General features: G+C 64.1%; 13 protein-coding genes. 9 read left to right on the top strand and 4 right to left on the bottom strand.

The genetic code is table 11. The features are described 5' to 3' along the window. Nucleotides 1-395: 395 nt before the first annotated feature. The 4 genes from fdnG to fdhE are packed head-to-tail and all read left to right on the top strand — an operon-like array spanning nt 396 to nt 5878. On the top strand, nt 396-3446 hold the full coding sequence (gene fdnG / locus H618_RS0104660) for a formate dehydrogenase-N subunit alpha (RefSeq protein ID WP_081673707.1): 3051 nt from the start codon (nt 396-398) through the stop codon (nt 3444-3446). Between the two features lie 13 nt (nt 3447-3459). After that, nucleotides 3460-4341 (top strand): formate dehydrogenase subunit beta, encoded by an 882-nt coding sequence (gene fdxH / locus H618_RS0104665; RefSeq protein ID WP_028693963.1) that lies wholly within the window; start codon nt 3460-3462, stop codon nt 4339-4341. Beyond that, nucleotides 4341-4973, top strand: coding sequence for a formate dehydrogenase subunit gamma (locus H618_RS0104670; RefSeq protein ID WP_028693964.1), 633 nt, complete (start codon nt 4341-4343; stop codon nt 4971-4973). Before fdxH ends, H618_RS0104670 begins: the two co-directional genes overlap by 1 nt. Beyond that, nucleotides 4970-5878, top strand: a complete 909-nt coding sequence (gene fdhE, locus H618_RS0104675; protein WP_028693965.1) for a formate dehydrogenase accessory protein FdhE — start codon at nt 4970-4972, stop codon at nt 5876-5878. Before H618_RS0104670 ends, fdhE begins: the two co-directional genes overlap by 4 nt. A 72-nt stretch (nt 5879-5950) precedes the next feature. On the opposite strand, the gene H618_RS21245 is transcribed toward fdhE, so the two are convergent. Then, on the bottom strand, nt 5951-6898 hold the full coding sequence (locus tag H618_RS21245; protein ID WP_033727499.1) for a 5'-nucleotidase: 948 nt from the start codon (nt 6896-6898) through the stop codon (nt 5951-5953). Between the two features lie 58 nt (nt 6899-6956). Beyond that, entirely contained in the window at nt 6957-7454 is a 498-nt protein-coding gene (locus H618_RS0104685) for a GNAT family N-acetyltransferase (protein ID WP_028693966.1), read from the bottom strand. Nucleotides 7455-7651: 197 nt separating this feature from the next. Here H618_RS0104685 and H618_RS0104690 point away from each other — a divergent pair, with 197 nt between their 5' ends. Further along, nucleotides 7652-8272, top strand: coding sequence for a LysE family translocator (locus H618_RS0104690; RefSeq protein WP_028693967.1), 621 nt, complete (start codon nt 7652-7654; stop codon nt 8270-8272). An 18-nt stretch (nt 8273-8290) separates the two neighbouring features. Next, the gene (locus H618_RS0104695; RefSeq protein ID WP_028693968.1) at nt 8291-9169 is read left to right on the top strand and encodes an alpha/beta fold hydrolase; all 879 of its coding nucleotides are present in this window, start codon (nt 8291-8293) and stop codon (nt 9167-9169) included. 98 nt (nt 9170-9267) lie between these two features. Here the strand turns inward: H618_RS0104695 and H618_RS0104700 are convergent, their stop codons facing one another. Together H618_RS0104700 and treS are read right to left on the bottom strand one after the other, a co-directional pair. Then, on the bottom strand, nt 9268-9450 hold the full coding sequence (locus H618_RS0104700) for a hypothetical protein (protein ID WP_028693969.1): 183 nt from the start codon (nt 9448-9450) through the stop codon (nt 9268-9270). A gap of 187 nt (nt 9451-9637) precedes the next feature. Next, nucleotides 9638-11704, bottom strand: a complete 2067-nt coding sequence (treS, locus tag H618_RS0104705) for a maltose alpha-D-glucosyltransferase (RefSeq protein ID WP_028693970.1) — start codon at nt 11702-11704, stop codon at nt 9638-9640. A 202-nt stretch (nt 11705-11906) separates the two neighbouring features. Here treS and H618_RS0104710 point away from each other — a divergent pair, with 202 nt between their 5' ends. From H618_RS0104710 to H618_RS0104720, 3 genes are all read left to right on the top strand, one after another. Then, entirely contained in the window at nt 11907-12656 is a 750-nt protein-coding gene (locus H618_RS0104710; RefSeq protein ID WP_028693971.1) for a hypothetical protein, read from the top strand. A 160-nt stretch (nt 12657-12816) separates the two neighbouring features. Continuing rightward, on the top strand, nt 12817-15231 hold the full coding sequence (locus tag H618_RS0104715; RefSeq protein WP_033727500.1) for a TonB-dependent siderophore receptor: 2415 nt from the start codon (nt 12817-12819) through the stop codon (nt 15229-15231). Between the two features lie 221 nt (nt 15232-15452). Beyond that, complete coding sequence (locus H618_RS0104720; protein ID WP_028693973.1) at nt 15453-16295, top strand: STAS domain-containing protein; 843 nt, start codon at nt 15453-15455, stop codon at nt 16293-16295. Nucleotide 16296 lies beyond the last annotated feature (1 nt).

Genomic DNA, 16296 nt, shown 5'->3' on the forward strand with positions numbered 1-16296 from the left:
GCAGTACGCAAGTGCATCACCTTCAAGCGGCATACGGCCTTGGTCGTATTGCTTCGGTAATGTTTTAAATAAATAAGCGTTACACTTGATCTGGATCAATACAGTTTCAAATAAAATATACATATCACTTTATCGATCAGTTTTATTTATCAATTAATTGATCCTGTAAATTGGCTTGTTCTCCGTAGGGTTATTAGAATGGCGACCGCGCCTTATTGACGCATCGTTCGCCCGAAAATTTAGTCGGCGTGAAATAAACAGTCTGCTCCGCTGATAAAGATTTCAACTGAGCCTTGAACTTCACGCTGCACGTTTCGCACTTCTTTATTGCGTGGCTTTTGCCACCGCGCCCGTTCGACTTGAATAACGTCACGGGTGTGCACGAGGGATGGTTCATGGCACTTGGCCGAAGACAGTTTTTCAAACTTTGCACCGCCGGTGCGGCAGCGGCCACCACGGCTTCTTTAGGCTTCGCGCCAGCCGTGGCCAATGCCAGCCAGTCTCGTCAGTACAAGCTGCTGCGGGCCAAGGAAACGCGCAACAACTGCACTTACTGCTCGGTGGGCTGCGGCATTCTCATGTACAGCCTGGGCGACGGTGCGAAGAACGCCAAGGCGCGGATTTTCCACATCGAGGGTGACCCGGATCATCCGGTCAGCCGTGGCTCGTTGTGCCCCAAGGGCGCGGGCTTGGTGGACTACATCCACAGCGAACAGCGCCTGCTGTTCCCCGAGTACCGTGCGCCGGGCTCGAGCACCTGGCAGCGCATCACCTGGGACTACGCCATCGAGCGCATCGCCCGGCTGATGAAAGACGACCGCGACGCCAACTTCATCGCCACCAATGCCAAGGGCGTGACGGTAAACCGCTGGCTGTCCACCGGCATGCTCTGCTCGTCGGCCGCCAGCAGTGAAACCGGCGCCCTCGATCAGCGCTTCACCCGCGCCCTGGGCATCCTCGGCACCGACAGCCAGGCGCGGGTCTGCCATGCGCCGACCGTGGCGGCCCTGGCGCCGACCTTTGGCCGCGGGGCGATGACCAATAACTGGGTCGACATCAAGAACGCCAACGTCGTGCTGATCATGGGCGGCAACCCGGCCGAGGCGCACCCGGTGGGCTTCAAGTGGGTGATCGAGGCGAAGATTCGCAACGGCGCCAAGGTCATCGTGGTCGACCCGCGCTTCAACCGCAGCGCCTCGGTGGCCGACATCTACGCACCGGTGCGCGCCGGCTCCGACATCACCTTCCTGATGGGCATGGTCAACTACCTGCTGACCCACGACCGCATCCAGCACGAATACGTGCGCGCCTACACCAACGCCTCGCTGATCGTGCGTGACGACTACCGTTTCGACGACGGCCTGTTCAGCGGCTACGACGCCAAGACCAAGCGCTACGACCGCAGCTCCTGGGCCTATGAGCTCGACGCCCAGGGCCATGCCCGACGCGACCCGAGCCTGAGCCACCCGCGCTGCGTGTTCAACCTGCTCAAGCAGCACGTCAGCCGCTACACCCCGGAAATGGTCAGCCAACTGTGCGGCACGCGGGTGGAGGACTTCCTGGAAATCTGCGAGATCATGGCCAGCACCAGCGTGCCGGACAAGACCGCCACCTTCCTCTACGCCCTGGGCTGGACTCACCACACCACCGGTGCGCAGATGATCCGTGGCTCAGGCATGATCCAGCTGCTGCTGGGCAACGTCGGCATGGCCGGCGGTGGGGTCAACGCGCTGCGGGGCCACTCCAACATCCAGGGCTATACCGACCTTGGGCTGCTGTCCCAGCGCTTGCCGGGTTACATGAACCTGCCGTCCGACGAGCAGCGTGACCTCGCCACCTACCTGGCGCAGACCACCCCGGCGGCGCAGTTGCCCGAGCAGGTCAACTACTACCAGCACACGCCCAAATTCTTCGTCAGCCTGATGAAGAGCCTGTACGGCGAAAAGGCCACTGCGGCCAACGACTGGGGCTTCGACTGGTTGCCCAAGTGGGATGAAAGCTACGACGTGCTGAACTTCGCCAACCGCATGTACGACGGCAAGGTCAACGGCTACATCGCCCAGGGCTTCAACCCGATCGCGGCGTTCCCCGACAAGAACAAGGCCGCCGCCGCCCTGGCCAAGCTCAAGTTCCTGGTGATCATCGACCCGCTGGCCACGGAAACCTCGAGTTTCTGGCAGAACCACGGCGAGTCCAACGATGTCGACCCGGCGCAGATCCAAACCGAGGTGTTCCGTCTGCCGTCCAGCTGCTTCGCCGAGGAAAACGGCTCGATCGTCAACTCCGGGCGCTGGTTGCAATGGCACTGGGCTGGCGCTGCGCCGCCCGGTGAGGCCTGGCACGACGGCAAGATTCTCGGTCATCTGTTCATGAAGCTGCGCGAGCTGTATCGCCAGGAGGGCGGCGCCTGCCCAGAGCAGGTGCTGAACATGGCCTGGGACTACAAAAACCCCTACGACCCCGACCCGGAAGAAGTGGCCAAGGAATCCAACGGCTACGCCCTGGCCGACCTGCATGACGAGCAGGGCAAGCTGATCCTGCGCAAGGGCCAGTTGCTGGACAACTTCGGCCAGTTGCGCGACGACGGCAGCACCCAGTGCTTCAACTGGGTATTCGCCGGCTGCTGGACCGAGGCGGGCAACCAGATGGCCCGGCGCGACAACGCCGACAGCGGCCTGGGCTGCACCCCGGGCTGGGCCTGGGCCTGGCCGCAGAACCGGCGCATTCTCTATAACCGCGCCTCGGCCGACCCGCAGGGCAAGCCGTGGGACCCCAAGCGCAAGGTCATCAGCTGGGACGGCGCGCGCTGGAGCGGCATCGATGTGCCGGATTTCCCGGTCGGCGTCGCCCCCGGCACCCAGACCAGCCCGTTCATCATGCTGCCCGAAGGGGTAGGGCGGCTGTTCTCGGTGGGGGCGATGAATGATGGCCCGTTCCCCGAGCACTACGAACCCACCGAAAGCCCGCTGGCGAGCAACCCGCTGCACCCGGCAGTGAGCAAGAGCCCGACCGCGCGGCTGTACGACGGCGACCGGGCGCGCATGGGCAGCCGCGAGGAGTTCCCGCACGTGGCGACCACCTATTCGATCACCGAACTGTTCCGCCACTGGACCAAGCATTCGCGGCTCAATGCCATCGTTCAGCCCGAGCAGTTCGTCGAGATCGGCGAGGCGCTGGCCCGGGACAAAGGCATCGTCCAGGGCGATCTGGTCAAGGTCAGCACCAAGCGCGGCTACATCAAGGCCAAGGCCGTGGTGACCAAGCGCATACGTCGTCTGCAGATCGACGGCCAGCCGGTCGACACCATCGGCATTCCCTGCCACTGGGGCTTCGAAGGGGCGACGCGCAAGGGCTTTCTGGCCAACACGCTGACCCCTGGGGTCGGCGAATCGAATACCAATACCCCGGAATACAAGGCGTTCCTGGTGAGCGTGGAAAAGGCCTGAGGAGCGACCGAACATGTCCCTGCAATCCCAAGACATCATTCGTCGTTCAGCGACGAATGCCTTCACCCCGGCGCCGCGCGCCCGTGATCATCAGGCCGAGGTGGCCAAGCTGATCGATGTCAGCATCTGCATCGGCTGCAAGGCCTGCCAGGTCGCCTGCAACGAATGGAATGACCTGCGCGATGAGGTCGGCCACAACGTCGGCGTATACGACAACCCGGCTGACTTGACCCCGGACACCTGGACCCTGATGCGCTTCGACGAGCACGAAAACGAGGCCGGCAAGCTGGAATGGCTGATCCGCAAGGACGGCTGCATGCACTGCGCCGACCCGGGGTGCCTGAAGGCCTGCCCGCAACCGGGGGCGATCATCCAGTACGCCAACGGCATCGTCGATTTCCAGTCCGAGCAGTGCATTGGCTGCGGTTATTGCGTGGCCGGTTGCCCATTCGATGTGCCGCGCATCAGCAAGAAGGACAACAAGGCCTACAAGTGCACGCTGTGCGTCGACCGCGTCAGCGTCGGCCAGGAGCCGGCCTGCGTGAAGACCTGCCCGACCGGTGCGATCAACTTCGGCAGCAAGGCCGACATGCTGGTGCAGGCCGAAGGCCGCGTCACCGAGCTGCAGGGCCGCGGCTATGCCGGCGCCGGCATCTACGACCCGCAGGCGGTGGGCGGCACCCACGTGTTCTACGTGTTGCAGCACGCCGACAAGCCGCAGCTGTACCACAAGCTCAACACCGACCCGCGCATCAGCAGCGCCATCGAGGGCTGGAAGGGCTGGCTCAAACCGGTGGCGGCCGCGGCGTTCTTCGCCACCCTGGCCGGGACGATTTTCCACTACATCGGCGTCGGCCCCAACGAGGTCGAAGAAGACCAGCAGGAGCACGCCTGATGAACAAGGACAAACTGATTCTGCGCACCCGCTTCATCGACCGCGCCAGCCACTGGTTCATGGTGATCTGTTTCTTCCTGGTGGCGTTGTCCGGACTGTCGTGGTTCTTCCCCTCGCTGAACTGGCTGAACGGCGTGTTCGGCACCCCGCAGCTGGCGCGGATCTTCCACCCGTTCCTTGGCGTGGTGGTGTTCGTGGTGCTGATGTTCCTTTTCGCCCGGTTCGTGCGGTACAACCTGCCCGAGCGCGAGGATGCGATCTGGTTTCGCAACGTCAAAGGCGTGCTTGCCGGCGATCACAGCAAGCCGTTGCAGATCGGCAAGTACAACGCCGGGCAGAAGCTGCTGTTCTGGGGAATCATGGCGCTGATCAGCGTGCTGCTGCTCAGCGGCGTGGTGATCTGGCGGCCATGGTTCGCCCACTACTTCAGCATTCCAGTGATCCGCCTCGCGCTGTTCACCCACGCCCTGGCCGGGATCTCCCTGATTCTGTTGATCATTGGCCATGCCTACCTGGCGTTCTGGGTCAAAGGCTCGATTCGCGGCATGGTCACCGGCTATGTCTCGCGGCGCTGGGCCAAATCCCACCACGACCGCTGGTACCAGCAGATCTCCAAAGGTGACGAACAGTGAGCAGCATCACCCTCAGCAACGTCGAGCAGCCAAGTGGTGGCGTCGGCGACATCGCCGCCTTGCTGCTGCCTGACCTGCGTCAGCACTACGGGCGCCGCGCCGCACGCCTGCGCCGACTGGCCGAGGACCATGAGCACGGCGCTTACCTGGGCTTTGCCGCGCAGGTGGCCGAGGCCCAGCAAGCGTTGCTCGATAGCCTGCCGCTGCGTGCCGAGAGCGTGCAGCCGCTGCTGGCCAACATCGGCCACGGCGCACCTCTGGACGTGCATCGGCTGCAGCGCTCGGGCTACTGGCAGATGGCACTGGAGCACTTGCTCGGCCAACTCGGCGCAAATGCCAATGGCGCGCTCGGCGAGGTGATTGAAGGGCTGTTGGCAATGCCTGCGGGGCAGCGTGAAGTGTGTGCCGAGCACCTGTTGCAGGGCCGTTACGCCGAGGTCGACAGCGGCCAGGCGGTGCTGCTGTGGGCGGCGTTGATGGTGTACTTCACGCAGATCGCCGCGGCCTTGCCGGTCAGCGCCCAGGCAGCGGTGGGCGAGCAGCGCCAGCTGTGCCCGGTGTGCAGCAGCGCGCCGGTGGCCAGTGTGATTCTCAGCGGCAAGCAGGCCGGTCTGCGCTATCTGCACTGCGGCCTGTGCGAAAGCCGCTGGCACATGGTGCGGGTCAAGTGCAGCAACTGCGAGGCCACCGGCAAGCTCGACTACTGGTCGCTCGACCAGCAGGACAGTGCGGTGAAAGCGGAAAGCTGCGGCGACTGCGATAGCTACCTGAAGGTGATGTACAGCGAGCACGACCCGGCGGTGGACCCGGTGGCCGACGACCTCGCGTCGCTGGCGCTGGATGCCGAACTGGAACAGCAGGGCTTTGCCCGCAGCAGCCTGAATCCGTTCGTGTTTCCGGTGTGAGGTTCGCGGCTAAAGCACGCCCCTACAGGCGTGCACTGCCTTTAGGAGCGGGTTTACCCGCGAACCCCACCCTCACACATCCCCATCCTTCACCACCCGATTGGCGATCCCGAACGGTACATGCACCATCGGCAGGTCCGCTGCGGCGGAGTCCAGGTGGCTGCGCTGGTCGTCGAAGAACATGTGCGGCTTGAGGATCGACAGCACCCGGCGCTTGTCCATACCGCCGAGGAAGAAGGATTCATCCGGCGACACGCCCCAGTCTTTCAGTGTGGTCACCAGGCGCTCGTGGGAGGGCGCGTTGCGCGCGGTGATGATGGCGATGCGCAGGATGCGCTGGTAGTCAGGATTTTCGGCAAGCTTCTGGTCTTCCAGGCCGCGAATCAGCGAGAGCTTGCGGAACAGGTCGGCCAACGGCCCGGGCTGGTGCGGGATGGCCTTGCGCGTCTGCTCATGGCGTTGGAAGGCGACCAAGTCCAGCGCCTGCTTGTACACTGCTTCGGCCTCGTCATCGGCGATCACCCCATCGAAGTCGAAGGCCACGCGCAGCTCGTTGTCCAGCGCGTCGTCGTAGATGCGCGAGGGCAGCACGCGCCCGGCCGGGTAATCGGCATCGATGGCGCGCTGCACATCGCTCTCGTTGGCGCTGAGAAACAGCGACGCATTGAACGCCGGGATGTACTCGTATGGCGAGCGCCCCGACATGAACGCCGCGCGGCTGATGTCCAGCCCATAGTGCTCGATCGAGCGAAACACCCGTAGGCCGGTTTCCGGCGAGTTGCGCGAGAGCAACACCACTTCCACCGGCAACTGCTGGGGAAACGCCTGGTTGATGCTGAGAAAACGCCGAATGAATGGGAACGCCACGCCGGTGGCGAAGGGCTGGTCGATGTTCTGCTCGTGGTGCAGGCGATACGCCTCGACGCCCTCGGTGGCGTAGATGTGGTCTGATTCGGTGAGGTCGAATAGCGCGCTGGAGGCGACGCCGACCACCAGTTTTTCCTCGATGGGATAGGCCATGGCAGGCTCCGGGGGCGAGCGGTTCAGCGCCGCTCGCGGGGTGGTCGACGCGGCGGGTTCACTGGCTGGGTGGCTTGAGGCCTTGGGCGAAGGCGTGCAGGCGTTCGCCTTCAAGACGGTACTTGATCCACTCGTCCTGCGGCGCGGCGCCCAGTGACTGGTAGAAGCCGATGGCCGGAGCGTTCCAGTCCAGCACGCTCCACTCAAGGCGCCCGCAGTCGTTGGCCACGGCTTCTTGGGCGATGTGCCGCAACAGGTCACGGCCGGCGCCGGCGCCACGTTGCTCGGGGGTGATGTACAGGTCTTCGAGGTAGATGCCGCGGCGCCCCAGCCAGGTCGAGTAACTGTAGAAGTACACGGCATAGCCGATCGCCACGCCGTCGCGCTCGCAGATCAGGCTGCACGCGTTGCCGCCTTCATCGAACAGACTGCGCTCGATGTCGGCCACCGAGGCGATGACCTCGTGCCGCGCCCGCTCGTATTCGGCGAGTTCGATGATGAAGGCCAGAATCTGTGCAGCATCACTGCGCTGCGCCGGGCGGATCGAGACGGACATGGCAAGGCTTCCTCTGTGCGGGCGGGCCATTCTAGCGGTGCCATGCAGTGCTGACGATGCTTTGCAGGCAAATAGCGGCGTTCTGCTGGCAGTACAGTCATGTGTATTGAAGAAATATAAGGTAACTGTACATGTCTGAGAGGGGTGCCGCTCCGTTACTGTGACATGACATCGACAACCCACGCGGACCCCTCGCCATGCTTGGCTCTTATGATTTGCTCACTGCCTTCGTGCTCTATGCCTTCGTTTCCTCCATCACCCCTGGCCCGAACAACACCATGCTGCTGGCTTCGGGGGTCAATTTCGGCGCGCGGCGCACGCTGCCCCATGCGCTGGGGGTGAGCATTGGTTTCATGGTCATGGTGATTGCCGTGGGGCTGGGTCTGGGCGAAGTGTTCAAGCTCTGGCCGGTGCTCTACACGGTGTTGCGCTACGCCGGCGCCGCCTACCTGCTGTACCTGGCCTGGAAGATCGCCACCTCAGGGCCGATGTCAGACGACGATGGCAGCACTCGCAAGCCGCTGAGCTTTCTCGGCGCGGCGGCATTTCAGTGGGTCAACCCAAAGGCCTGGGTGATGGCAGTGGGCGCTATCGCCACCTACGTGCCGGCGCAGGGTTATCTGCTCAACGTGCTGTTGATCGGGCTGATCTTCATGCTGGTCAACCTGCCGAGCGTCGGGGTATGGGTGCTGTGTGGTAGCGCCTTGCGCAACGTGTTGCGCAACCCGCGCTGGCTGGTGCTGTTCAATGTCCTGATGGCCACCTTGCTGGTGATATCGCTGTATCCGCTGCTGTTCGTAGAATCAGCGTTTTCCTGAGCACGAGCGCCATCGGCCATGCACTTGATCCCCTGGTCCCACCGCAGCTCTGAAGGCTTTACCTTGCGCGGCTGGCGCTCGCCGGCCAGCGGCAAGCCGCTGTTGCACGTGCTGCATGGCAACGGCTTCTGCTGCCTGGTGTACCAGCCGCTGCTGCTGCAGTTGAGCGAGCATTTCGATCTGTGGCTGAGCGATGTGCAAGGCCATGGCGACAGCGACCACGGCGGCGCGTTTCGTGGCTGGGACCGCACCGCAGCGCTGGCGGTCGAGGCGTTCCAGGCCGGGCGCGGCGAGTATGCCCAGGTGCCGCGCTACGCCCTGGGGCACAGCTTCGGCGGGGTGTTGAGCGGCCTGATCGTGGCCACTCACCCGCAGTTGTTCGAGCGCGCCGTGCTGCTCGATCCGGTGCTGTTCAGCCGGCGCATGATCGGGCTGATGAAGGCTGCCAGGCTGCTTGGCCTGGAGCGTCGCCATGGCCTGGCGCGCAAGGCCGCCAGCCGCCGCAGCCAGTGGCCCGACCGCGCCGCGGCGCTGGCCGGCTTGCGCGGGCGAGGCATCTTCAAAGGCTGGCAGGACGAGGCCTTGCAGGCCTACGTCGAGCATGCGCTGGGCGACAGTTCCGAAGGCGTGGTGCTCAAGTGCCGGCCCAGCCGTGAGGCGGATGTGTTCGCCAGCATGCCGCGGCGGCTGTGGCCATCCTTGCAGCGTATCGACGTCGCCACCCTGATCCTGCACGGCGAGGCCAGTTACCCCTTCGTCGGCCCTTCGGCGCAGCGCTTGGCGCGGATCAACCCGCAGGTGCAGCAACGCCAAGTGCCGGGCGGGCACTGCTTCATGCAGGAGCACGTCGAGGCCACGACCGAGCAGGTACGCAGCTTTCTGCTAGCAGCGCGATAGTCGATGCCTGAATGAAAATGGCGGGCGGGAAAAAAGAACGGGGCTTGCGCCCCTGATTCAAATCAGTCTGATCGATGCGCGCTCGAATGGCGGCGTCATCAGCCGTGGGCGTAGATCAACGGTACGGGCCGACGGATCGGGCGATACACACGACGCACGGGCTGCGCTTGCTCTGTACTGACCGCGTGGCGGCGCACGATGCGCATCACACCCCACAACATCGCCAGTGCTACGGCTACCCAGGCACTCATCAAGCTCAAAAGGATCATCGCCAGGCTCATGGAAAGCTCCTCTGCTTTGTGGTCCTCTCCTTATGACTGACTGGCGGGGGTGTGAGGGATTCAAAAAAGATTGCCAAGTCGTTGTATCCACTGGATGAACGGCGTTCTCCAGCACACAACGGCGCGTGAACAAAACGGGAGCGCCCCTTCCAACGCTCCCGCACGTTTGCAGCGCATTCGCTTTTCCTTAAACGTGGCCGCTGCTGTTGACGATGCGCAGGCACAGCGCCTCGTACGGGTCGAGGTTGATCATCAGGCGGCCATCTTCGGTGAGGTCGCCCTCGACCGTTTCGTTGATCATGTCGACCACGGTGCCTGGGGTGAAGCCGCTCAGTTGCAGCTCTTCGCTGATCACGCTCTGACCGAAGTTCAGCGCGCTGATCTGGATACCGCGTCCGGCCGGCAACTCGTGCACCATCACCAGCAGGCCGGGGCTGCTGACATCCGGCACCAGCACTTGACGGCTGGTAGCGATGCCATAGGCCTGGCGCACGGCCAGCAGTTTTTTCACCTTGCTGGCGAACGAGTCTGGGTTGTCCAGCTGTTCATCCAGGCTGCCGTACAGCGCGCGGGCGCGGGGCATACCGCGCACCGACTCTTCGGCCTCGCTGGCAAGGCCAGCCAGGTCGTAGCCGCCGCGGTGAATCCAGCGGGTATCGCCATCGAGCATGCGCTCGGCCACCGCCTCGGCGGGCAAGGGCAGGGCACCGACCATGTCCCAGCCCGACAGCGCCACAACCCCAGGCTGCATGGCGTTGTACATCACCAACAGCAAATGCACCTTCTGAATCAGCTCGATGTCGGCAGCGCTGAGCTGATCCAGCTCGCGGATGCCCAGCGCCGCGGTGATCAGGCTGGCGGTGGTGCAGGAGATACCGTTGGTCACGAAACGCAGGTTGTACGGCGCGTGCTCCCCAGAGAGCCGTTCGTAGATCTCTTCGCGGATGTGCTCGCGCAGGATGCTGCCCGGCAGGGTCTGGCCCTTGTAGTGGTACATGTCGTGGGCATGCAGGGTCCAGAAGTGCACCAGCTCCACGGTCAGTTCATCGTGGTTCTGCAGCGCGTGGATCAGGGAGGCCGGGTCGATATCGAAGGCCTGCATTTCATTGAACATCAGCCGCAGGAACTCGGTGTCGCCGGTCAGCAACGCGTGCTGGTAGGCCGGGCGGGTGATGAAGTCATAGGAAAGGTCAGCGCCGCCTTTGGACATCTGCGCGATGTCGTCGAGGGTCAGGTTCAGTTCCTGGAAGCTGAAGCCGCCGGCCTTGCGAATCATCCCGCCGATCAGCTGGTTGCCCACCAGCGACAGTGGGTGGCTTTCCGACCAGGCGGTGCCTTCGGCGCGAATCTCGACCCCCAGAAAGCCGTTGGCGTCCAGGCGCAGGCCGCGCGCACCGAGGCAGTCGAGGGCGTGCAGGGCATCACCGATGATCATCTGCTGGGCGCTGAAGCTGGGGTCGAGCCAGTTCAGCGAAGGCTGGCCTTCCTTGAAGTAATGCAGGTAGACCCAGCGCCGGGTCACGCCGTCGCTGCCGGTCACCGGAGGGGTGACGCTCCAGTCGGTTTCCTTGACCCCCGGCTCGAAGAAGATCACCCGTTGCAGCTGGCCGACGATGTAGTGCCGCGCCTTGAGCTCGTCGCACTGCGCCGGTAGCAGGTTGAGTGCATCGCGCCCGGGCGGCACATCGGGCAGCAGGTGCCAGTCTTCCTCACGGATCTCGACCATGTGGTACAGGCCTGGATAGGCGCCATGGCCCATTTCCGCCAAGCGAAAATCCGCGCCCTTGCCGGTGTGCGACGGGATCAGGTCGTCGATGGTCACCGCGTTGTGCGCCGCGGCCAGGCGGCTCATCTGCACCAGCTCCTGTTCGGTGCCGTACAGTGGGTCGATGTCGAAACTGATGCGGTCGAAGTTGCCATCGATGCTGGGCGTGAAGGCGCGGCCCTGCACGCCACCGGACTGTTTGATCGGGCCGGTGTGAATGCCTTGCACGCCGATCTCCGACAGGCGCTTCCACAATGCTTCATGGCCGAGCGCTGCGAGCACCGAGCAGCCTTCGGGTGCGATGATCGCGTCGGGGTAGACGGTCAGCCACACCGAGGCGATCTGCGTGGCGCGCCGCGGCTGGGCTTCGGCATAGGGGTTGAGCCACAGCCGCGACTGCCCTGAATACTGGCGGGCGCGGTCTTGCGAGACCTTGAGCATCGATTGCTGTTCGAGCCAGTTCACGTACGACGGATCAGGGTGCGACATCGGGCGTCCTCTTCTGCGCGGTTCCGGGTGTCCCTGTATGACGGCGCTGCGCCGTGGTGGTTCGTCCGGGTTGTACGGTGAAGGCGACGAGCATGCCAAGTGCCTGGCATAGCGGAGTGCGGCAGATGCGTGTTGCGCAGACCCACCGAAGTTGGCACGCTTGCTGCGCCGTTTCACCTACCCACCTGAAGGAAGCTTGCGCTTGAACTGGGAAAAAGTCGGTAAGACCCTCGCCGGCGTGCTGCTCGCGCTGCTGTGCATCGCCGCCTTGTACCTGCTGTTCAAGGACAATGCCCGGCTCGAGGCAGACCTGACCTATCAGACGCTGACCTACCCCAGCCAATTCAGCGAACGCATCAGCCAGACCAACGATGCGCTCAAGTACGAGCAACTGTACGACCACGCGCGCAGCATCAGCGACAACGCGCTGAGCCATGAGCAACTCGACAAACTGGTCGACCTGGCCCAGGCGCCTTACCGGCGGCTGTTCGCCAAGCCCTTCGAGGCCGGCCTGGTCGACCACCGTACCGGCCTGTTCATCACCTTGCACAACGCCGGCGACACGCCGGTGAAGGATGTGCGCATCCGCTTGCCAGCCAAGGGCCTGGTGCAGGTGCGCGATGAGGCCGGTAACGACACCCTGATGGAAACCGCGACCAGCAGCGTCGACATCCCGCTGATCGGCCCGCAGGCCCAGGCGCGGGTGTGGATCTACTTCGACGGCGACTACGCGCAGATCACCCAGGCCGGCGCGCGGATCAGCCACGCCGAGGGCGACACCGAGGTGCGCGTGCACGAAACCTTCGCCGGCCTGCAGGCGAGCATCGCCCGCTACGCGGTGGAACTGGTGGTGGCCCTCGGCTGGCTGCTGCTGACCCTGTTCGGCCTGGGCTATATCTGCCTGCTGCAACACCGCGCGCTGGCGGTGAAGAACAAGGGCGGGCGTGGCTGAGGGGAAGGAGCCGTGCCCGCTTCTGGCGTCGGGCATGGGCCGCGCGGGGTGCATGAATGTGCTTTCGCGTGGCGTTGGTAAAAAAGGTAGCGTTTTCGTGTCCCCTTTTTTCATATCGGCTGTCATGTAGGTCAATTGAGCCCCACACGAGAGCCGCACAATGTCTGTATTCCCGCGCCAACGCCCGCGCCTGGCGTCTTCGATTTCCATGCCCACGTTATGCCTGGTTCTGGGCCTGGGCGCCGTGCCTGAGCTGGCGCTGGCCGAGACTCAGCCGCGCAGCTTCCAGATTCCTGCCGGCAGCCTGAGCAGCGCGCTGACGCGCTTCGCCGGGCAGGCCGGGGTCAGCCTGTCGGTGGACCCGGCATTGGTCGCAGGACGGCAGAGCCCGGCGCTGTCGGGCCAGTACAGCGTGCAGGAAGGGTTCGCGCGTCTGTTGCAGGGCAGTGGTCTGCAATTGCAGGCGGTCGGCACCGACAGCTACACTCTGGTCCCGACGCCTAGCCAGGGCGCGGCCCTGGAAATCGCTCCGACCAACATCCAGAGCCTGCAAGCCGGCGCCGCGCTGGACGGCGAGCGGTATGCCGGCGGCCAGGTGGTGCGGCGCGGCTCCCAGGGGCTGCTCGGCTCGCGGGACTTCATGGACACGCCGTTCAGCATGACCACCTACAGCAGTGAGTCGATCAAGGCGCAGCAGGCCCGGACCCTGAGCGACATGGTCGCCAGCGACCCGTCGGTGCGCACCACCAACCCGGCAGGCGGGCGTTTCGAGCAATTCACCGTGCGCGGTTTCAGCCTGTTCAACAGTGACGTGTCGTATGGCGGATTGTTCGGTGTATTGCCGACCTACAGCATCGACATGGAAATGGCCGACCGCGTCGACATCATCAAAGGCCCGAGCCAGCTGATCAACGGCATCTCGCCGCGCGGCAGCGTCGGCGGCGGCATCAACATCGTGCCCAAGCACGCAGGCGACGCACCTCTCACCGAATTCACCGCCAGCTACGCCTCCGACAGTCAGCTTGGCGGGGCGGTGGACGTCAGCCGCCGCTTTGGCGACCAGGACCAGTTCGGGGTGCGCTTCAACGGCGTCAAACAGGCCGGGGACACCCCGTGGGACAACCAGAGCGTCGACCGCCAGATGGCCGTGGTCGGCCTGGATTTTCGCGGTGAGCGGCTGCGCCTGTCGACCGACTTCGGCCACACCGAGCGCGATACCGACGCGCCGCAGGAGCGGGTGCTGGTCGGCGCCCTGGCCAAGGTGCCGGACGCCGACAAGGTGCGCCACAACTACGCGCAGAAGTGGAGCAAGGCGCGCACCAACGACACCTTCGGCATGATCAACGGCGAGTTCGACGTCAACGACTCGCTGATGGTCTATGGCGCGGTCGGCGCGCGGGAAAGCAACCACGACTTCCTGCGCCACAACGTACCGATCAGCAACGATGCCGGCGATTTCGTCGTCGCGCCCCGCGGCTTTACCCGCGACGAGAGCGTGCGCACCGGCATGGCCGGGCTGCGCAACTGGTTCGATACCGGCTCGGTCAGCCACGAAGTGAACCTTTCGGCCAGCTACTTCTATATGGACTTCGAGAACGGCGACACCCGTTACGCCACCGGCAACAGCAACCTGTACGACCCGGTGGCAACGCCCAAGCCCGGGGTGCCGACCCGGCCGTCTTCCTCCACCTACACGGAAAACCGCTTCACCGGGGTGGCGCTGTCCGACACCTTGGGCTTTCTCGAAGACCGCCTGCTGCTGACCCTCGGCGCACGCTGGCAGCGCGTGCAGGTCGATGACTGGGAAGACGGCGTCAAAGGCGAAACCGCCTACGACGAAGAAAAGCTCTCGCCATCGGGCGGCATTCTGTTCAAGGCCACCGATCAACTGTCGCTGTACGCCAACTACATGGAGGGCCTGAGCCAGGGCAAGATCGCCCCGGGTACGGCCAGCAACGAAGACGAAATCTTCCCGCCGTTCATCAGCCGTCAGCTGGAAGTGGGCGCCAAGTACGATTTTGGCCGTTACGCGCTGACCGCCAGCGCCTTTCGCATCAAGCAGCCGGCGTACGAGACCAACGCCGTCACCCGGGTGTTCGGCCCCAATGGCAAGCGCGAGAACACCGGGCTTGAGTTGAGCATGTTCGGCGAACCGCTCGAGGGCGTGCGCCTGCTCGGTGGGGTGATGTACATCCACAGCGAGCTCAAGGACACCCTCGACAGCCGCTTCGACGGCAACCGCGCCCCGGCCACGCCGAGCTACAACGTCAACCTCGGTGCCGAATGGGACGTGCCGCAGGTCGAGGGCCTGACCCTGACCGCGCGTGGTATTCACTCCAGCTCGCAGTACCTCGACCAAGCCAACAGCAAGAAGATCGACGGCTGGGAACGCTACGACCTCGGCGCGCGCTATGCCTTCAAGGTCGAAGGCCGCGACGTGACCCTGCGCGCAAGCGTCGAGAACGTGCTCAACGACCGCTACTGGGCCTCGGCCGGCGCCTCCGACGACAGCGAGGCAGGACTGACCCTGTCGGCGCCGCGCACCTGGCTGCTGTCGACCACCGTGGCGTTCTGAGCCCGGTATCTGTGTTGGAGCGGCGGACCGTTCGCTCCTACACGATGGACGGCCCTGCAATAACCTTCGGCAAAACCCTGCCGATCACCTAGAATGAGCCGCAGCCGCGATGGCGCATTGCGATTATCTGTTTGAATCTGCACAAACTATTCGAGCCTGCCAGTGTCAGTCACTGCAGGCCGAAGGTTTTTGGCTTTCTTCCATTCTGGAGCACAGGGTTTATGGCGACATTGCAGGGCAGTACGTTGGAAGCGATCAAGAACAATCAAGACCAGCTACTGGATCAATGGATCAACAGCCTCGAAAGCAACGGCGCTACCCGCAACCTCAAGGAGCACGAGCTGCGTCAGCAGACCAGTGGCTTCCTGCAGTTGCTCGCAAACGGCTTGCAGCAGGCCGATGACGCTACCGGCAATGCCGAGGAAGTTCGCCGCTTTTTGGAAAAACTGTCTGCCTCGCGCGCGCAACTGGGGCACGATTCGCACCAGACCGCGTACTTCATCTTCGCCCTCAAAGGCCCGCTGTTCAGCCTGCTGCAGCGCGTCTATGCCGACCAGCCGGCGCTGCTCGCCGAGCAGTTGCTGGTGGTCTCCGAGCTGCTCGACAGCCTGGGCATGCACACCGTGCGCGCCTACCAGATCACCCGCGAAGCGGTGATCCGCCGTCAGCAGGAAGAGCTGCTGGAACTCTCCACGCCGGTGGTCAAACTGTGGGACGGCGTGCTGGCCCTGCCGCTGATCGGCACCCTCGATTCGCAGCGCAGCCAGACCGTCATGGAGTCGCTGCTGCAACGCATCGTCGACACCGGCGCGGAAATCGCCATCATCGACATCACCGGCGTGCCCACCGTCGATACGTTGGTCGCCCAGCACTTGCTCAAGACCGTCACCGCCATTCGCCTGATGGGTGCCGACTGCATCATCAGCGGCGTGCGTCCGCAGATCGCCCAGACCATCGTCCACCTCGGCCTGGACCTGAGCAGCATCACCACCAAGGCCAACCTGGCCGATGCCCTGAAGCTGGCGATCAAACGCCTGGATGTCGGCGACAGCGCGCGGGGTTGAA

It is taken from the genome of Pseudomonas cremoricolorata DSM 17059 = NBRC 16634 (genome assembly GCF_000425745.1).
Lineage (GTDB): Bacteria > Pseudomonadota > Gammaproteobacteria > Pseudomonadales > Pseudomonadaceae > Aquipseudomonas > Aquipseudomonas cremoricolorata.